A 17,523-nucleotide genomic window follows, 5' to 3' on the forward strand; every position below is an offset into this window, starting at 1 on the left:
TGAGTTGAATTAGCATTTAACTTTGGATTATAAATTTATATTTAAATATTCCTGAATGTCTACTCCTTCCGGCAATCTGCCTACATTCTGAAGTTTCAAAACTGCCAATTTCTGTGCAATAGTTATCGTTTCTTCAAAGTTTTTATTCAACAATTGCGCGTATAAAAAACCCGTCCAAAAAGCATCTCCTGCGCCTGTTGTGTCTTTGATGTCTTCAACCGGTAAAGCTTTTTGATGAAACATTCCGGAATCAACATTCGATAAAACAACACCATCCTTCCCTTTTGTCAAACAAATGGTTGAAGCTCCTAAGCTATGAAAATAATCAAAAATAAAATCTTCGGTTTTTGCTTCCGCAAAAAGACGGTAACAGTCGTCTTCGCTTAATTTTACTAACGGATCAGTTGACAAATATTCTTTCAAAACCTGTTTTGCTTCTTCACGATTCGGCCAAATCCTTTCCGAAAAATTAATATCAATACTGGTTTGTAATCCTAACGCTTTTGCTCGTTTAGCACTTTCGACAATAGTTATACGAGCCGGATTTTTGCTTAAAGCAAAGCAAGTCGTATGGAAAATTTTAGCACTTTCTAGTAAGTCATTCGGTATTTGACTTTGCTCAATTTGACAATCAGCTTCTCTGTACGGAATAAAATCAGGCGTACTGGTCGATTTTGAAACAAATATTACAGAAGTGGGATGACTTTCTGATTTCCTAACATGTGATGTAATAACATGATTCGCTTTTAACTTCCTAACAATATATTCGCCTAATCCATCTTCTCCACAGGTAGCTACTAATACTGATTTCAAACCCAAACGCGTTGCATTTACAGCAACATTTGTTGGTGAACCTCCCAAAAAACGATGGTAATCTTTGGTCCTATTTATAGACGTATTCATTTCGTGACCAATAAAATCAATCAAAACTTCGCCTGCACATATTATGTCTATTGTTTTTTCCAATTAAACTAAAAATTTAAAATTTGTATGTAAACTTTGGTGTAATAGCACCGTTGCTGCACCACTCCAAGCGCAAAAAGGAACACCGTTTGGCTCTTTGGTTTCACTATTGAAGTTTTCGTAGAAAGTAAAATCTTCCAAAGCATTGGCTTCGTTTATTGCAGTTAAAAGCGCAAGAGCCTCCTTCTTTTTTCCTTTTGAAAACAAAGCCAGACCATAAAAGCCATTAACCATAGACCAGCTTCCTCCGTTATGAAACTCATTCGGGTAATTCCTAAACTCGTATTTGCAATTGTTTTTAAGCAAATTCCAGTCTAAATCAGTTTCTTTTATTGGTGGCCAAAAAGCAGGCAACAACTGCAATTTCATTTCGTTTTTGAGTGCAATTGAATATTCTAAAATTGAATTTTGAAAATCTTCGGAACCAATGTTTAAGTACAAAGCCAACGAATTTGCAAAAGCATCAAACTGTGTTTTATATCCTGCAGGTGAAAAGGAACATGGCATGTATTTTTGAATATTTACCTCATTGTAAGCCCGTTCGTGATATTTTTCACCTGCAGAGTTTGGTGTGAAATTAATTTCCAGTTGCTTTGTTATTGTGGCAATCTTTACGGTAATATCCTCGTCCTGCGCAAAATGATTGTAGCTTTTCAGAGCCCAAATTCGGAGTAATTGATCGTACAAGACATAACCGTCTGTAATGTATTCATCTGCCCAGTTTCCTGATAATGGCACATATAAAAGTCCTTTATTGTTAAATTCCCAAGCATCCAGGAGCGCAAAACACTTTTCAATTTCAGTATCGTATTTTGCCACAAAGGTAATGTCTTTTGTATAATAGGCATATTGGCAAATCCCAATTACAAACCAAGTCACCGCATCTACTCTTCCTGCCAATCCGCCATAACTAACCTCAACTTGGTCGCCATTTGTCATCACATTTGATGGAATAGTTCCGATTTGATGTTGATTATTGGCTAATGTTTCTAATGTTTTACGAAATGTTTCAATTAATTTTTCGTCTCCCGAAGCCAAAGCTGCTAATCCACAAATCACACCATCCCTAGCCCAGACTCTTTTATAGTTAGAAATATTTTGGGCACTCGCCAAAAACCCTTCTGACGAGGAGACTTTTTCAAGCAACTCAATTGCTTTTGTGTAATTCAGATCACTATTCATATTGTTGGGTTGAATTTTTTTTTGTTTTAATCAAAAGGGTACAAAAAGCACTGATTAACAATAGAACCCCAGCAAAAGTAATGGCTTGGCGAGGATCATTATCTAAGAAGTTTTTTAAAATATAACCAAAAGAGAGATTTTGGATAATCATTGGAATAACAATCATCATATTTATAATACCCATGTAGACTCCATAGCGCTCTTTTGGAATAACAGCAACGACCATCAAATATGGTATTCCCATCATACTTGCCCAAGCAATGCCGTAGCCAATAATTACCGCAAAAAACACATATTGATTTTGTACTATTGGAAACCATAAAAACGAAACGGCTCCAAATAACAGACAGACAAAATGAATCATTTTTGCACCGTGTTTTTTGGCTAATTTTGCCAAATAAAAAGCAATTGAAAAAGTAACTATAAATCCAAAAGCACCGATTAATCCGTTCCATTCTACCGCTTTTTCGTAGCCCATTGCATTCATCGGGGTTACATTCCATACGGATAAAGCAATACTTTTTGAATTGTTTTGCCAGTAACACATCATCGCATACCATTGAAACAGATAAACAAGAAATATTTGCCACATTACAGTTGGCATTTCTAAAACTGCTTTATATATATCGATGAAAGGTGAAAAAATATGTAATCGTTCTGCTTTTAAAATTGCTATTTCTTCCGCTGTGGGCGGGATTTCTTTTGTTTTACCCATACTCCACCAAATGGAAGTTACAGAGAGGATCGCTCCTAAAAAGAAGGAAGCATAAATCCACGTTGGCAATGATCCGGTATAACCAACAAAAACAAGAGGAAATAGAAACAGAGAAATATAGGCCAGAAACTGTCCGAAACCAGTAAAAAAACTTTGCGCCTGAAAACCTATTGGCTGTTGTTCTTCGTCCAGCGTATCCGCAATAAAAGCGCGATACGGTTCCATAGCGGTGTTGTTACCCACATCCAGAATCCAAAGTAAACCCGCAGCCATCCACAAGGAACTGCTAAATGGGAATAGAAATAAAGCGATACTGCAAATTATGGCTCCAATAAAAAAGTAAGGTTTACGCCTTCCCCATCTTGGATGCCACGTTTTATCGCTCATCGCACCAATAATAGGTTGAATCAATAAACCAGTTAAAGGTCCCGCAAGATTTAGTATAGGGATTTGATCCGGGCTTGCATGTAGAAAATCGTAAATAGGATTGACGGCACTTTGTTGCAAGCCAAAGCTGTACTGAATGCCAAAAAAACCAACATTCATATTGATGATCTGCCAAAAGCTCAATTTTACTTTTAAATTCATTCTGATTGGTTAATTTGTTAATTATTTCTAAAATTAATTTTAATAATGCCAATTAAAAACAGAATAAAAACAAAAACGTTTTCGGAAGACCCGAAAACGTTTTCGATAAATTTAAATTACCTAAATAAACTGCTCTTTATTTGGAAGCAAAAGGAATAATTATTTTAGTTTCCCATTGCAACTCTGCTCCGCCATTAAAAGGATTTGACAAGAAATGTTCCAATACTTTATTTTCCAATTTAAGTTTGTGCTTTTTTGCATAATCAAGCAACGCAAACCAAGCTCTGTCTGAAGTTCTGAAATTACCGTAATAAGTCGCTGTTAATCCTTTGACCGCAGGTAAGGTTTTAAATTTTACATCGTTATTTACAATATTTGTTGTGGGTTTTTCAACTGGAAAACAATAATTAAAATCGATTGTTTCTTTATCACGATCCCATTTTACAATTTCCAGGTAGGGTCTTCCTTTTATTTTTATTTGATTCTCAAAAAGAAAACCAGTAATAATAGCATCATTCGCAATCATATTTTGTGCTTTTTCCTGTAAAACACTCTTCAAATTGATGTAGGCCACAAATGTTTCTTCTGTTGTACCTTCTCCATCAATTCTGACTTTAAAATTCTTTAAATGTTCGCTCAATCCTTTCTTAAAACCACTTATTTTTTTGATTTGTTCTTCCTTGAATTCAGTATTAAAAAAAGGTGCGGTTAGTTTATTGTACCAACTATGATTTAAATCTTTGATGCCAATACTCACTTTTGTCATTGAATCATTCATAGGAATAATGTTCCAAGTGTAGTGCATTTGAACCTCTTTTTTGGTCATTTCGTGTTTGATAAAGTCAAAATTTCTTTTTTCTAAAATCACATACCTTTCAGACTCCTTTAAACCCTGAGCATTTGACCACTCCTGAATCCCTTGAAAAACGGTTCCTGTAGCTGCATTTACTTTAAATGAAATACAGTAGTCGGTTTCCTTTATTAAAAGATACCAAACCAAAAACAAGGAAAACAAAATACTAAAACCAATTATAATTTTTTTTCTGACTGTCATTACTTTTTAATCATCTTTAGTTTTCCAACAATAAAATCTCCTACATTCTGACCAAGGTCAATACCGTTAACTATGGCAGCTTTGTAATGAATTCCTCCATAAAGACGGCTCATCGCAGCTTCCTTAGCGGCAGCATCAAAGGATGCGAATTTTCTATTTGGCAATCCAAATTGCAATTCAGTATCATCGGTATACGCAAAATTATCTCCAAAAACAGACGTTAAAATAGAAGCCGAACACATTGAAACTACTGAATGCCCACTAGTATATTCAGGAAAAGGAGGTGTTTGTAACAAAGGTTTCCAGTTTTCATCAATATTTTGATTAATAACTGTTTCTGGACGCACTACATTGCTCTTAAATTTTTCATCCCAACAGCTGATGAAACCGTCAAAAATTCCTATTGAAGTTTTGGTATAGGCGAAAACTGTTTTAGCAAAATCCGCTTTTGATTTTTTACTTGCAATTTTTACAATTCCCATCCAGTGTCCTCCAGGTGTAATCTTCTTTTTAGCAAACATCATGTGACCCTGACTTACAGAAACATACGGATTACAATCCCAAAACTGAGCAATTTTAATTTCCTCTGAATTATCTCCTTTTTTAATCATCTCTTTACTAATGTCATACACTTCTTGTACTTCTTTGAAAAAAGGTGATTTTTTATCTAACGAGAATGCAAAAGCCGGTACTGGTTTAAACTGTGAAGCGGAATCAAGAACCATAGTTCTAATCTCGCCCCAATGCGGTTCTACGGCATCCATATAAGCTGGCGGAGTAGGCTGCCATCTTCCTGGCTGATTGGCATACACAGAAAATTTAGACATTGTACGGGTTTGTTTGTAATTGTCTTGTCCCATCCATTTCTTGATGTGTTCAGCAACTTTTAGTCCGTATTCTTTAGAAATTAGAAACTCTTCTTCATTTTCATCATTCCATTTTTGATACAAACTATCTCTAAACTTCTCCACCATTTCTTCTGAAAAAACTAATTGCTTACTCAACTCCATGTGTGCAATAAGTGCAGCAACAGGTTGATTTACGCCACTTTTAGGGTCTAACTTTGGAATAGAATCCAATCCGTTCAATTGATTTTGAAGGCTCGTATAGGTTTTGCTATTTTGTGCTATAACTTCATAAGCCGCAATATTTGGATAGACAAAAATTCTACTGGCAACGGGTGGCGAGAAAATATCATGAATCATAATTTGAGTCACATTATCTATTGCCGCATGATAATCATCTGTAGTAACTACAATCGACTTATTCTTATTACAAGAAATAAAAAGAAGGCAAATCACCGCAATACTTATAACTTTCGTTTTCATTTTTTATTGATTTGTAGGTTATTTTATGTTCTATTATTCTTTTATTGAAGGCATTTCATATAATTCAGCCTTTTTATTATTGATCGTAATCAGCATGTATTTCTTTCCTTTGAAATTGATAATATCCAAGTGTCTAACTGCTTTTTGAGTCAAATCGACTCCTATTTGATTGCCTAAAAATATGTTTGTAGCATTTTTAATCAACGCACCTGAAAATCCATCAAATCTACTGTGATACGGAGAAACTCCAAAGTAATTTCCTGCCGCAAAAACTTCTTCTTTCGCATCTGAATCAAAATTAGATTTCAGAAAACTGGTAATGGGAGCGACTTGCATTTTATTCGAAAAAGGAACAAAAGTAAATTTCCCTTTATGATTTCTTAAATAACCAGATTTCAAATTATGAACTTCAAACAATTTTCCTTTCTCCAGCATTTTTGGGTCAAAAACTTCTTCCAGTGTTTTTCCTGCAAAGGATTTGTAACTATTGAATTTCTTTTTTAGCATCCCGCTAAATTGCTCGGCTAATTCGTCGAGGCCCAAAGTTGTGTAATATTTGCCATTTTTTTCTATTGCCACAATGGTTTCAAAATATCCATTCCCATCAAAGTCATCATAATACATTTTCATAGGAAACTCTTGTGATGCTTTAAATTTAGAATTCTTGCCCCAGTTCCCAACCAAATAATCTTCGTCGCCATCCTGATCAATATCAAAAGGTATAATTGATTGCCACAATCCATTACTTTTTTCTGGAAAAACAGCTTCAGTTACATTACTGAATTTACCACTTTTATTGGCAAAAAAAGTAGGCTTCATCCATTCTCCTATTATAATTAAATCTGTTTTTCCGTCGTTGTTAAAATCTGTAAAAATGACATCTGTAACCATTCCTGTTTTCGAAAAAGCTTTACTGTCAACTATTGTGAACACTCCTTTATTATTGTTTAACAAATAACAATCCGGCATACTCCCAAATCTATTGTTTATTGAATTATTCCCAACAAAAATATCGAGATCCCCATCATTATCATAATCAAATGCCTTAACCACTGATGCATTCTGGGCCAGCTTAGTTATGGTCGTTTTTACAAATTGATTGCCTTTGGATACATACAATCGGCTTTGTAAATTAGAAGCATTTTCACCTCCTCCAGAAGCAACATACAAATCATTTAGTTTGTCATTATTAAAATCCCCAATGACGGCGGAAGCATCTTCAAAAATAGAATCCTGTTCGATTGCAGCAACTCTTTTTTTAGCAAAACCATTTGAATTTTGAATGTAAATTGCTGCTTTTTTATCTTTGGAACCCCCAAAGAAGATATCCTCTTTTCCATCTCCATTTAAATCCCCTACTGCAGAAGCCGGACCGCGATCAGAACGTTGATATGGAATCAGTTTTTGAACTAAGAAATCAATATAATCATTTTCCTCATGTATAAAATCGATGCCCAATCCCGTTTCTACCTTTTTAAAAATTGGTAATACTGCTGGGTGTAACTTTCTATAATCAAAAATTTTTCTATCCTTATTCGCTTTTATGGTAAGGGTTTGATTCGCCTTTACATTCTTCACAGTTTGGTATGTTTTATCTGGCCATATTACTACGAGAGAATCTATCTTGCTTGTTTTACCGTATCCAAAATGAAGTATTGGTTCTGATGAGGATTGAAATCCTCGAGTAGTTTGCAATTCCTTAAATTGTTTTTTTCCTTTGGAATAAGAAATCACTTTAGCTCCAATTCCGAATGTGTTTTTCCCTGTAAAACGCAATTTTAATTTTAAATAGTTTGCCTTTTTATTAGTTGTATTAACGTAAATAGAAGCAATCGAATTCGTATTATTGGTAATTACATCAAGATCGCCATCGTTATCAATATCAGCATATCCGCATCCATTAGAAATTAACGAATCATTTTCTATCCAATCCTTCGATCGGTTTTTAAACTGCAAATCAGCTGCGCCTTGAAAAACATAATTGGTTACATTTCCTTTTGGCATGCGCTTCAACGCTTCTTTGTCTAATAATTTTGTCGTACTTATTTTACTTTTAATCTGATCATTTGAATAGTATTTTACGTAGTCCAAATCGTTAGGCCGTTTAGGAATTCCGTTACACACAAATAGATCCTGTTCGCCATCTTGATTATAATCCCCAAATAATGTACTCCAACTCCAATCAGTAGCCGCCACGCCACTTAATAAAGCGGTCTCCGTGAAATGATTACCTCCTTGGTTCAATTGCAGCATGTTTCTGCTGTATTGATAATGATAGCCTAGTTTTTCGGTTCTCATTTTTAACATTTGAGAATTGTCATCTCCCAATGAAGATTTCAATACTTTTTCATCTTCCGGAAGCATGTCTAAGGTGAGAATATCTGGAAAACCATCATGATTAACATCCGCCACATCAACTCCCATAGAGAACCTGCTGGTATGCCCAAAATAGTTTTTCAAACTTTCTGTAAAAGTTCCATCTCCATTATTCAAATAATAATAATCATCTTCATGAAAATCATTCCCTACGTAAATATCCGGATACCCATCTAAATTAAAATCGGAAACTGCCAATCCTAAACCGTACCCATTGGCACCGCCAAAAATTCCTGCCTGTTCACTTACATCGACAAATTTTCCATTATCGTTCCGAAATAATTTATCCCCGCACTCGTAACTTCGTTTATTTCTAGTTTCGGCGTTACCAAAAGATAATTCAGAGTGTACGGCATGATTCAATAAATACATGTCTAAATCCCCATCTATATCATAATCAAAGAAAGCGGCTGAGGAACTGTAGTTATCGAGATCCAATCCATATTCAGCAGCACTTTCGGTAAATGTATTATCCTCGTTATTTATGAACAATTCGTTTTGACCTTCAAAACCATTAATCCCTACAACAGCACAAACATAAATATCCAAATATCCATCTCCATTTACATCGGCCATTACCGTCCCCGTATTCCAATCGCTCTGGCTCTCCACTCCTGCTTTTACAGAAATATCTTCAAATTTATTATTGCCTTTGTTTAGGTATAATTTATTTTTTCCTTGATTAGCAGTAAAATAAATATCTACTAAACCATCATTGTTAATGTCACCCAGCGATACGCCTCCCCCATTGTAATAATAGAGATAATCTAAAATCGAAATATTCTTGGATTCTAATAATTGGTTGTTAAAGGTAATATTACTTTTCTCAGAAGACAATTTTTCAAATAATTGCGTTTCTTTTTTGGAACAACCCATAAACAGCAATGAAGCCAGTCCTATTCTAAAAAAATTATTCATTGCGTCTAAATATTTTAGGGGTATTATCATTTACAACTGCTATAATTGAAACCTTTTTATCCTTATCCTTTATTATTTTTACCTGTTTCACTTCACCGTTTATAAAGAAACCTGATTGGCTATATGTTAGCCAAGAGAAATTACCCTTTCTATTCCCTAATAATACACTTCCATAATTAGCGTCTAATCGGGAGAATTGCGGTTTGAACTCATATTGATTTCCACCCAAGATTAAATCCAAAATCCCATCCTTATTCACATCCATTGCACTAATAGAGTTCACACAGGAAAACTGAACTTCTTTTGGAAGGGCTTTTATTTCAAACTTACCATTTCCTTTATTGATTGCAATTACACTTTCTTGAATATTCACAGTCTTTTCAATCGAATTATCAACTACTTCCTTTGCAAATAATTCCTGAAATGTTTTCTTGGAATAATCCGAATAGTTCAAATTTTTCTTCTTAATCGAAGGAATTTGTCTGGCTAATTCTTGTTTTAGGCTAACTGGTAGATCCTTCCCATCAATAGATCGAGTTGTTATTTGTTCAATAGTTCCGTTATTATCAAAATCATTGATAAATAATTTCATCGGATTAGCATTGGTCGCTTTATAGCTTGTATTTGTTCCTTTATTTCCCAGAATCAAATCTTTTTTACCGTCATTGTTTAAATCTACACAGGTAACTGCATTCCAAAAACCATGAAAATTTGTCAGATTCGATCTGAACTCTACCAATCTTCGTCCATTGTTTTTGAAAATCATTGGCGCTGTCCAATCCCCAACTAAGATTAAATCTTTTTTGGAATCATTATCAATATCTTCCCAAACTGCATCAGTAATCATTCCAACCGAGTTAATTTTAAATGCTTTTTTATCCGTTACATTTGTAAAATTTCCTTTTCCGTCATTTTCCAATAACAAATGTTTAGGATCAATTCCATAAACTCCCGGTACACTTCGGCTTCCTATAAATACATCGGTATCGCCATCATTGTCAAAATCGTTTGGCGCAATTACCGAAACGTTATTGTTTGTAGTTGGCATATTGGTTATGCTTTTAACAAAAACTCCTTTTCCTTTATTCAAATACAGCCGATTTTTATAATTAGCCTGATCCGTTTTTTCGTTACCACCGGAACCAACTAATAAATCCATATCACCATCATTATCAGCATCAAAAAAGCTGGCTGCTGTGTCTTCAAAATTAGCATCTGCATCTAAGTCTTTTTGATCCGTAATTGAATAATTACCATTCCCTTTATTTACATATATTTTACCGGCTTGTCCTTTGGCTCCTCCAATGAAAACATCTTCGTTTCCATCACCATTTATATCAGCAACTGCCAGTGAAGGACCCTCTTGCGAAAGCATTTTGGAAATTAGCCCTTCATGATCAAAATCGACGTAATTATTTTCTTTGTGTGCGATAAAAGTCGTTTTACTTTCCGTAAAGAAGGGTTTTAAATTAACAGCATTCGGAGTATAATTTAATTTAGCATTTTTAATATCCAAATTTATTGTTGAATTATTGGTAATATTTTTAACCGTTTGAAATTTATCATTAGGCCAAATTACGTGTAGTGAATCGATTTTTTTGGTCCCAATTCCAAAAGTCATTACATAATCAACTGAAGACTGAAAACCTCTGGAAGGAATCAACTCTTGTCTGAGAATTTCTTTACCCGAGTATAACTCAACAATACTTCCTACAGCAAATTTATTCTGGTTATCTCCTTTTAGTTTTACTTTAACGTAATGATTTTTTTTGTTCTTCTCTGAGTTGTTTCTGTAGACAAATGCTTCCATATTGACATTATTGACAACTAGATCTAAGTCTCCATCATTATCTAAATCCGCATAAGCAGCTCCATTAGAAAAACTAGGAGTATCCAGTCCCCACTTTTTGGCTTCATTAGTAAACGTTAAATTTTTATTGTTCTTGAAAGCGTAATTTGGAATCGGTGTGCTTGGCATTTTACTGATAATAGTCTGGATTTCTTCTTTTTTACCGGTAACCACCATTTTTTGCATGACCTCATTGGCAAAAAAATCAACAAAATCTTGATTGGTTAAATCGTTATAAATTCCGTTACAAACATAAATGTCTTTGTAACCATCATTGTCCATATCAAATAATAATGCGCCCCAACTCCAGTCGGTTTTGGCAACGCCAGCGTGATTTGCTATTTCAAGAAATTGATTGTCGCCGTTATTAATTTGCAGCGTGTTTTGCATATATTGATTATAAAAACCAAGGTTTACTTTTCTGATAAATAAATCATAGTTTTCAAAATTTGTAGTCGTTTTTAAGCGTTCGTCCGGTTCCGGTAACATATCCGTTACAAAAATATCGGCTTTCCCGTCATTGTTTACATCGGCCATATCAGCACCCATTGAAGATTGACTGATGTGTGCTGTCCATCCCTGAATTTGTTCGGTAAAGGTTCCGTTTTTGTTATTTATGTATAAATAATCTCTTTCATAAAAATCATTTGAAATATAAATATCCGGATATAAATCCCCATTTACATCGCCTACGGTAACGCCCAAACCAAAGCCAATTAAACTGCCATAAATGCCTGATTTTTCACTTACATCAACAAATTTTCCGTTGTCATTACGCATTAGTTTATCACCGCCTCCTTTTAAAATTTCAGCAACATCCCAATCTTTATCCCGCAAGTCTCTTTTATTGGAATAATTAAGACTACTTACCGGAATAAAACTGTTGTTTAATATATAAACATCTAAATCCCCATCTTTATCATAATCAAAAAAAGCAGCATGCGTAGTAATACCTGTGTCAGCCAGATTGTATTGATCTGCTTTTTCAGTAAAAGTATTATTGCCATTATTAATAAAAAGTTCATTTTTTTGTTGATTACCCAAACTATTTCCTGCATTGCATACATAAATATCGAGCAAACCATCTGCATTTAAATCAACCATAACAACACCGGTTGACCAGGTTTTGGTTCCTTCAACCCCGGCTTTTTTGGAAATATCCTCAAATTTAAAATTCCCTTTATTTAAATAGAGTTTGTTGGCTCCAAGATTTGAAGTAAAATAAACATCAGAAAGACCATCGTTATTGATATCACCAATAGCAACACCACCACCATTATAAAAATTTCTGTATTTGAATATGTTCATTTCCGCACCATTTTTAACTTCATTAAGGAAATTAATTCCAGTTTGGGAAGCATCTAGTTTGGAGAATAAAGCGTCTTTGTTTTCTGAATTTTCTTTGGAACAATTGGAAAAAAACAGAAGAATTAGGGGTAATAAGACAAAACGATTTGACATATTATATTGTAGCATTTTAGTTAGGTAATTGCTTGATTAGAGTTGCCTAATTTATATAATATTGATATAAAAAAAGAATAAAATAGATATAAAATAAAGAGGGTAATAAATACCCTCTTTATAACTAATTCAAAAAACAATTAATAGTAAACAAATCTTTAGTAACCAGGGTTTTGCGATAAATTTGGATTAAACAAAGCCGCAGATGGGATTGGAAACAATGCATACCTCTTGTCTGACACATACTTTTTAAGCTCTCTTTCCTGAAGAAATTTTCCAAAACGAATCATATCATTTCTTCTGTACTCTTCATACCATAACTCACGACCTCTCTCAGCATAAATTTCTTCTAGATCTAAAGTTACAGCAGGACTGTTAGTTCTTGCAAAATACGCGGTCATATTAGGAGCTGTTCCTGATCCACCACGCAAGATAGCTTCAGCTTTCATCAATAAAGCATCAGAATAACGCATTAAAACAAAATCATTATCTGGCGAACCCAAACTAGCAACATCCGGAATGTACTTTTGAGCTCTAATACCAGCAGATTCTAATGTTGCTCCGCTCGTAATTAATGTCAATTCGCGTGTAAATTTTAAGGGTTGACCAAGTGGATTAGCATCTGTTTTGATTCTATCACGCACAATTTGAGTTCCTCCTGGCTTATATATTTGACCTATTTGGAAACCAACTGGATTACCGAAAGCAGCAATAATTGAAGCATCAGCATTTTTTGCTCGTCTATCATTAGGTTTAAATTTGTCATAGTATTCCGCTACTGTAGCAAAACCGTTCCATCCATCAGGAGTTTGATTGTAGTGCATACCCATTCTCCAGAAACATTGAACATTACCTCCGTTTCCAGGACTGTTTCTTGACGCAAATAAAATCTCAGGAGATGTATTATTTGTTGGCTTAAAGTTATCCCAATAGTCTGGTGCTAAGCTACTGTTAATAGCATTTACATGCTGAACAACTTTTGTCATATCAGCAGCTGCAAATGTGTAAGGCCCTGCAGCATCAGCGGCTGTAAAAACACCTTTATTCAAATACAACTTTGCTAATAAGAAATTAGCTGCATCTTTATTAGCAGTTCCAGGATCTCCAACAATTCTAGCTGGTAAGTCCGCAAGAATAGCTTCTACTTCGCTAATTACAAAAGTAGTTGCTTCAGATCTAGTCCATACTTTCGGGTCTGCTAAAGAAGAACTTCCCGCCTCTCTGTAAGGAACTTGACCAAATAAGTCAATTACATGATAATAATAGAAGGCTCTTAAAAAACGTGCTTGTGCTTTTTGAGACGTTGTCCCGCTACCACTGAAAATTACTAAGTTACAGTTGTTAACTTGTGATAATAATTGGTTCCAAGCACCTCTTACCTCATTGTGGTCTGGTCCCCAAGTGTGTACGTGAATTTGTCTCCAAACTCCCGCGTCATCCCAGTCACCGCCACGTGTAGGTCCGACTAAAGCATCAGTAGACATTTCATTTAAAGCGAACATAGTCCCCTGTCCTTGGAAGTTTCTTAATCCTTCATAAGCAGTTGCTAAAAATTGCACTGGATTAATAGTACCTTCAATAGCTTTCTCCGGAATTACATATCCATCTAATACTTCCTCATCAAGATTCGTACAGCCAACTCCAAGCGCGAGTGTACTAGCGAAGAAAATACCTTTAATTATATTTATTTTTTTCATTGTTTTTTTTATTAAAATGTTACGTTAAGTCCCAATCCTAAACTTTTCTCTCTAGGATATGATAAATATTCCATACCTGCGGAAGGTACGCCATTCAATGACTTATCGGTATCAACTTCTGGATCAGTTCCAGAGTATTTAGTGATAATAAATAAGTTAGATCCATTGACAAACAATCTAGCAGATTTAATTTTAAATCTTTCAATAATGTTCCCTGAAAATGTGTAACCAAACGTTAAGTTACCTAATCTTAAGAAATCTCCTTTTTCTAAGTACTTAGTAGACGGAGAATTAGGGTCTCCTTGCGCCTGAGGGGAAGTAGCAGCCTCTAAAGTTGTATTTCTGCCTCCTAAGAATGAACCTTTAAAGAAATAGGCATTCGTTGTATTGTTATAAATATAATGACCTAAGGCACCATAAAAAGATGCACCTGCATCAAAGTTTTTATAAGTAACATTTGTAGAAAAACCTACATTAACTTTTGGTAATGGTTGCTTGTCTAATATCTTTTTAGCGGCTGTACCTAATCCGGTATCATTACCTGCAGCATCAGCATAAATTGACATTCCATTAGCATCATAACCTCTCCATTCATACAAATTGTAAGAATATAAAGGTCTGTCATTCGTTATAATTTGAGCATAAGCTCCTGATAATCCTTGACCATTTAAACCTCCCGTTTGAATGAATCCAGCAAAGTTTGTAAATTTATTTGAGTTAAAAGAGGCATTACCCGACACATCCCAAGTAAAATCTCCTGAATCGATTACTTTGTAGTTTAATGAAACTTCAAACCCTTTGTTTATTAAATTTCCTTTTGCGTTCAGCAAGCGAGGAAAATAAGTTCCTGGCTGAGAACCATCTGGTTGATTAGGAAAAATCAAATCAGTAGTGTTTTTATTATAATAATCAACAGAACCTGTTAATCTATTGTTGATCAATTCAAAATCAACACCTACTCCTGAAGAAGTAGTAGTTTCCCATTTCAAATCTGGATTCGCGTTATTAACCGTCACTGGAGTACCATTTAAGCCAAATTGACCTGCAGAAATAGCTGAGTTAGGAGCAAATTCTTGATTTCCAGTTATACCATAACTTCCTCTAATTTTGACATCATTCACTAAACCTGATTTAGCTTCAATTACTTTGTAACCAACCCCTAAAGATGGGAATGTTCCGTATTTGTTATTTTCTCCAAATTTACTAGAACCATCAATACGAACTGTACCAGTTAACAATAATTTTTTGAATATAGTGGCATTAACCCTGGCAAAATACGATTGTAAGTCTACTTTGTTTCTACCACTACTTGGAACGCGGTACTCTCTGCTAAGAGCCCCTTCCATGTTATTGATCAAGTTTAATTGGTCAATATTAAATCCTTTTGCACTGACGCCAAAACCGTCATAATTATATTCATAGAAGGAATATCCTGCTAAAGCATCAAAAACAAAATTTTCGTTAAATTCTTTGTTATAATTCAAAGTATGCTCAAAAGTTCTGTTAAATTTATTTTGCGTTGAAATAAAAGCAGTCCCTCTTTTTACAGTGTTATCTGCAGGATCTGTTGCTTGAAATTGAGGTCCTTGTATATCCATTGTTGGCAACAATTGACTTTTTCTAGTAGAAGTTGAATTTTCAATACCGAATAAAAATTTATAGCTAAAGTTGCTATTAATTTTATAAGTAGCTGCAACACTTCCAAATAATTTACTTGTATTGGTATAATCTGTGTAAGAATTCAATAATTGTACTGGATTCAAAAAAGTATTACTTATTACATTATAAGAACCATCTGTGTTGTAGATTGGAGATGTTGGATTCCAATACAAAGCGGAACCAATTATATTACCTATAAATCCAGCGTCATTAGAAATAAGCGTTGTTTGATCTTTAATACCTGCGTAAACCAATCTAGTTTCCACTTTCAAAGCACCACCAAAAAAGTCATTTGAATTATAAAGTGAAGCAGTGTATTTTCCTATTCCCGTATTTCTGACAATACCATCAGTATCTGTCGCACTAAGAGATAATCTGGTATTGGAATTGTCAGTTGATTTACTGAAGGATAAATCATGATTTTTAGTAATCCCTGATCTAAGAACTGCCTTTTTCCAATCGTATGATCTCGATTTTTGGTCATCACCACCTGCCGCAACAAACTGATCTGCTGTCATTACACCAAAATCTCCTGCAATTTTACTAAACTGAACAGATGTTGAATAAGCTAATTCTGGCTCTGCAGATTTCCCTTTTTTAGTCGTTATAACAATAACTCCATTTGCTCCACGAGCACCATAGATAGCTGTAGAAGACGCATCTTTCAACACAGTCATACTTTCGATATCATTCTGATTCACAAAGTTCAACGGATTTCTTGGAGTTGAACCACCCAATAAACCATCACCTCCGGCAGAAACATTTCCTCCATCTAACGGAACACCGTCAATAACTATCAACGGTCCATTTCCTGAACGAACAGAAGTATTACCACGAACTCTAATAGAAATCGCGCCACCTGGTTCTCCGCTTGATTGAGTAACTTGAACACCTGCCACTTTACCTCTCAATAATTGCGCTGGCGAAGGAGAGGCTACGTTATCAAATTTTTTAGAGCTAATTTGATCAATTGCACCCGTTGCATCTTTCTTTCTGACTGAACCGTAGCCTATAATTACAACTTCTTTTAATTCAGCTGAATCTTCTTTTAATACTACATTAACTGTGCTTTTTCCTGCTACATTTAGCTCTTGAGTTTTAAGACCAATGTAACTAAAAACTAAAACTGCGTTTGAGCCAACGTTTTTGATAGTAAATTTTCCATCGAAATCCGTTTGTGCTCCGTTTGTTGTTCCTTTAACTAAGATAGAAGCCCCTGGAAGCGGACCATTAGCATCAGATACTGTACCGGACACATCTTGCGAATACGTCAAGCTTGTACAAAGTACCGTTAGAAACAACATCAAGCCTTTAATTAGACTATTTTTCATACGTAATAAATAAGTTGGTTAATAATTTGTTTAAATGGTTTGTTTAAATATTAACATCAAACATAATTATAAATTTATGATAATATTAAGATATTAACAAACTATAACGTTTTCGTTGTGCCGAAAACGTTTTCGATTTTAAAATTAATACTTTAAAAATTTAATACTAAAATTATATAAAACACAAAAAAAAGGGAATAAAAAACATATTTTTACAGTTTAATGGCTTGTATGTTAAAAATCAATTGTATAATTTTCAATAAACGATCTTAATATAGGATAAGATTGCGAATTATTCATCGTAATGGAGTTTTTTGCTATAAATTGACAATTTGGTTTGATTTGCATTAAAGACTTAAAAATAGCAATCCTGAAATACCATATCCGTTTTTTTATCTATGT

General features: G+C 34.4%; 9 protein-coding genes. All 9 read right to left on the reverse strand.

Annotation, left to right across the window (positions count from 1 at the left end):
• Positions 1-27: 27 nt before the first annotated feature.
• Complete coding sequence (locus BMZ76_RS01515) at positions 28-966, reverse strand: carbohydrate kinase family protein (RefSeq protein ID WP_091202896.1); 939 nt, start codon at positions 964-966, stop codon at positions 28-30.
• Positions 967-2,145 (reverse strand): glucosidase family protein, encoded by a 1,179-nt coding sequence (locus BMZ76_RS01520; protein WP_208857623.1) that lies wholly within the window; start codon positions 2,143-2,145, stop codon positions 967-969.
• Positions 2,138-3,448: an MFS transporter gene (locus tag BMZ76_RS01525; protein WP_091202899.1), complete on the reverse strand. Its 1,311-nt coding sequence runs from the start codon at positions 3,446-3,448 to the stop codon at positions 2,138-2,140. The genes BMZ76_RS01520 and BMZ76_RS01525 overlap by 8 nt, the downstream gene beginning before the upstream one ends.
• A 136-nt stretch (positions 3,449-3,584) precedes the next feature.
• Positions 3,585-4,502 carry a GyrI-like domain-containing protein gene (locus BMZ76_RS01530; RefSeq protein ID WP_091202902.1) on the reverse strand — a complete coding sequence of 306 codons (918 nt, stop codon included), beginning with the start codon at positions 4,500-4,502 and terminating at the stop codon, positions 3,585-3,587.
• Positions 4,502-5,830: a vanadium-dependent haloperoxidase gene (locus BMZ76_RS01535; protein ID WP_091202906.1), complete on the reverse strand. Its 1,329-nt coding sequence runs from the start codon at positions 5,828-5,830 to the stop codon at positions 4,502-4,504. Before BMZ76_RS01535 ends, BMZ76_RS01530 begins: the two co-directional genes overlap by 1 nt.
• Positions 5,831-5,863: 33 nt before the next feature.
• Entirely contained in the window at positions 5,864-9,124 is a 3,261-nt protein-coding gene (locus BMZ76_RS01540; RefSeq protein WP_091202909.1) for a VCBS repeat-containing protein, read from the reverse strand.
• On the reverse strand, positions 9,117-12,449 hold the full coding sequence (locus tag BMZ76_RS01545; protein WP_244281726.1) for a VCBS repeat-containing protein: 3,333 nt from the start codon (positions 12,447-12,449) through the stop codon (positions 9,117-9,119). Before BMZ76_RS01545 ends, BMZ76_RS01540 begins: the two co-directional genes overlap by 8 nt.
• Positions 12,450-12,592: 143 nt before the next feature.
• Positions 12,593-14,131, reverse strand: coding sequence for a RagB/SusD family nutrient uptake outer membrane protein (locus BMZ76_RS01550; protein WP_091202913.1), 1,539 nt, complete (start codon positions 14,129-14,131; stop codon positions 12,593-12,595).
• A gap of 11 nt (positions 14,132-14,142) precedes the next feature.
• On the reverse strand, positions 14,143-17,121 hold the full coding sequence (locus BMZ76_RS01555) for a SusC/RagA family TonB-linked outer membrane protein (RefSeq protein WP_244281727.1): 2,979 nt from the start codon (positions 17,119-17,121) through the stop codon (positions 14,143-14,145).
• Positions 17,122-17,523 lie beyond the last annotated feature (402 nt).

The organism is Flavobacterium xueshanense, assembly GCF_900112975.1.
In the GTDB taxonomy this organism is placed as follows: Bacteria; Bacteroidota; Bacteroidia; order Flavobacteriales; family Flavobacteriaceae; genus Flavobacterium; species Flavobacterium xueshanense.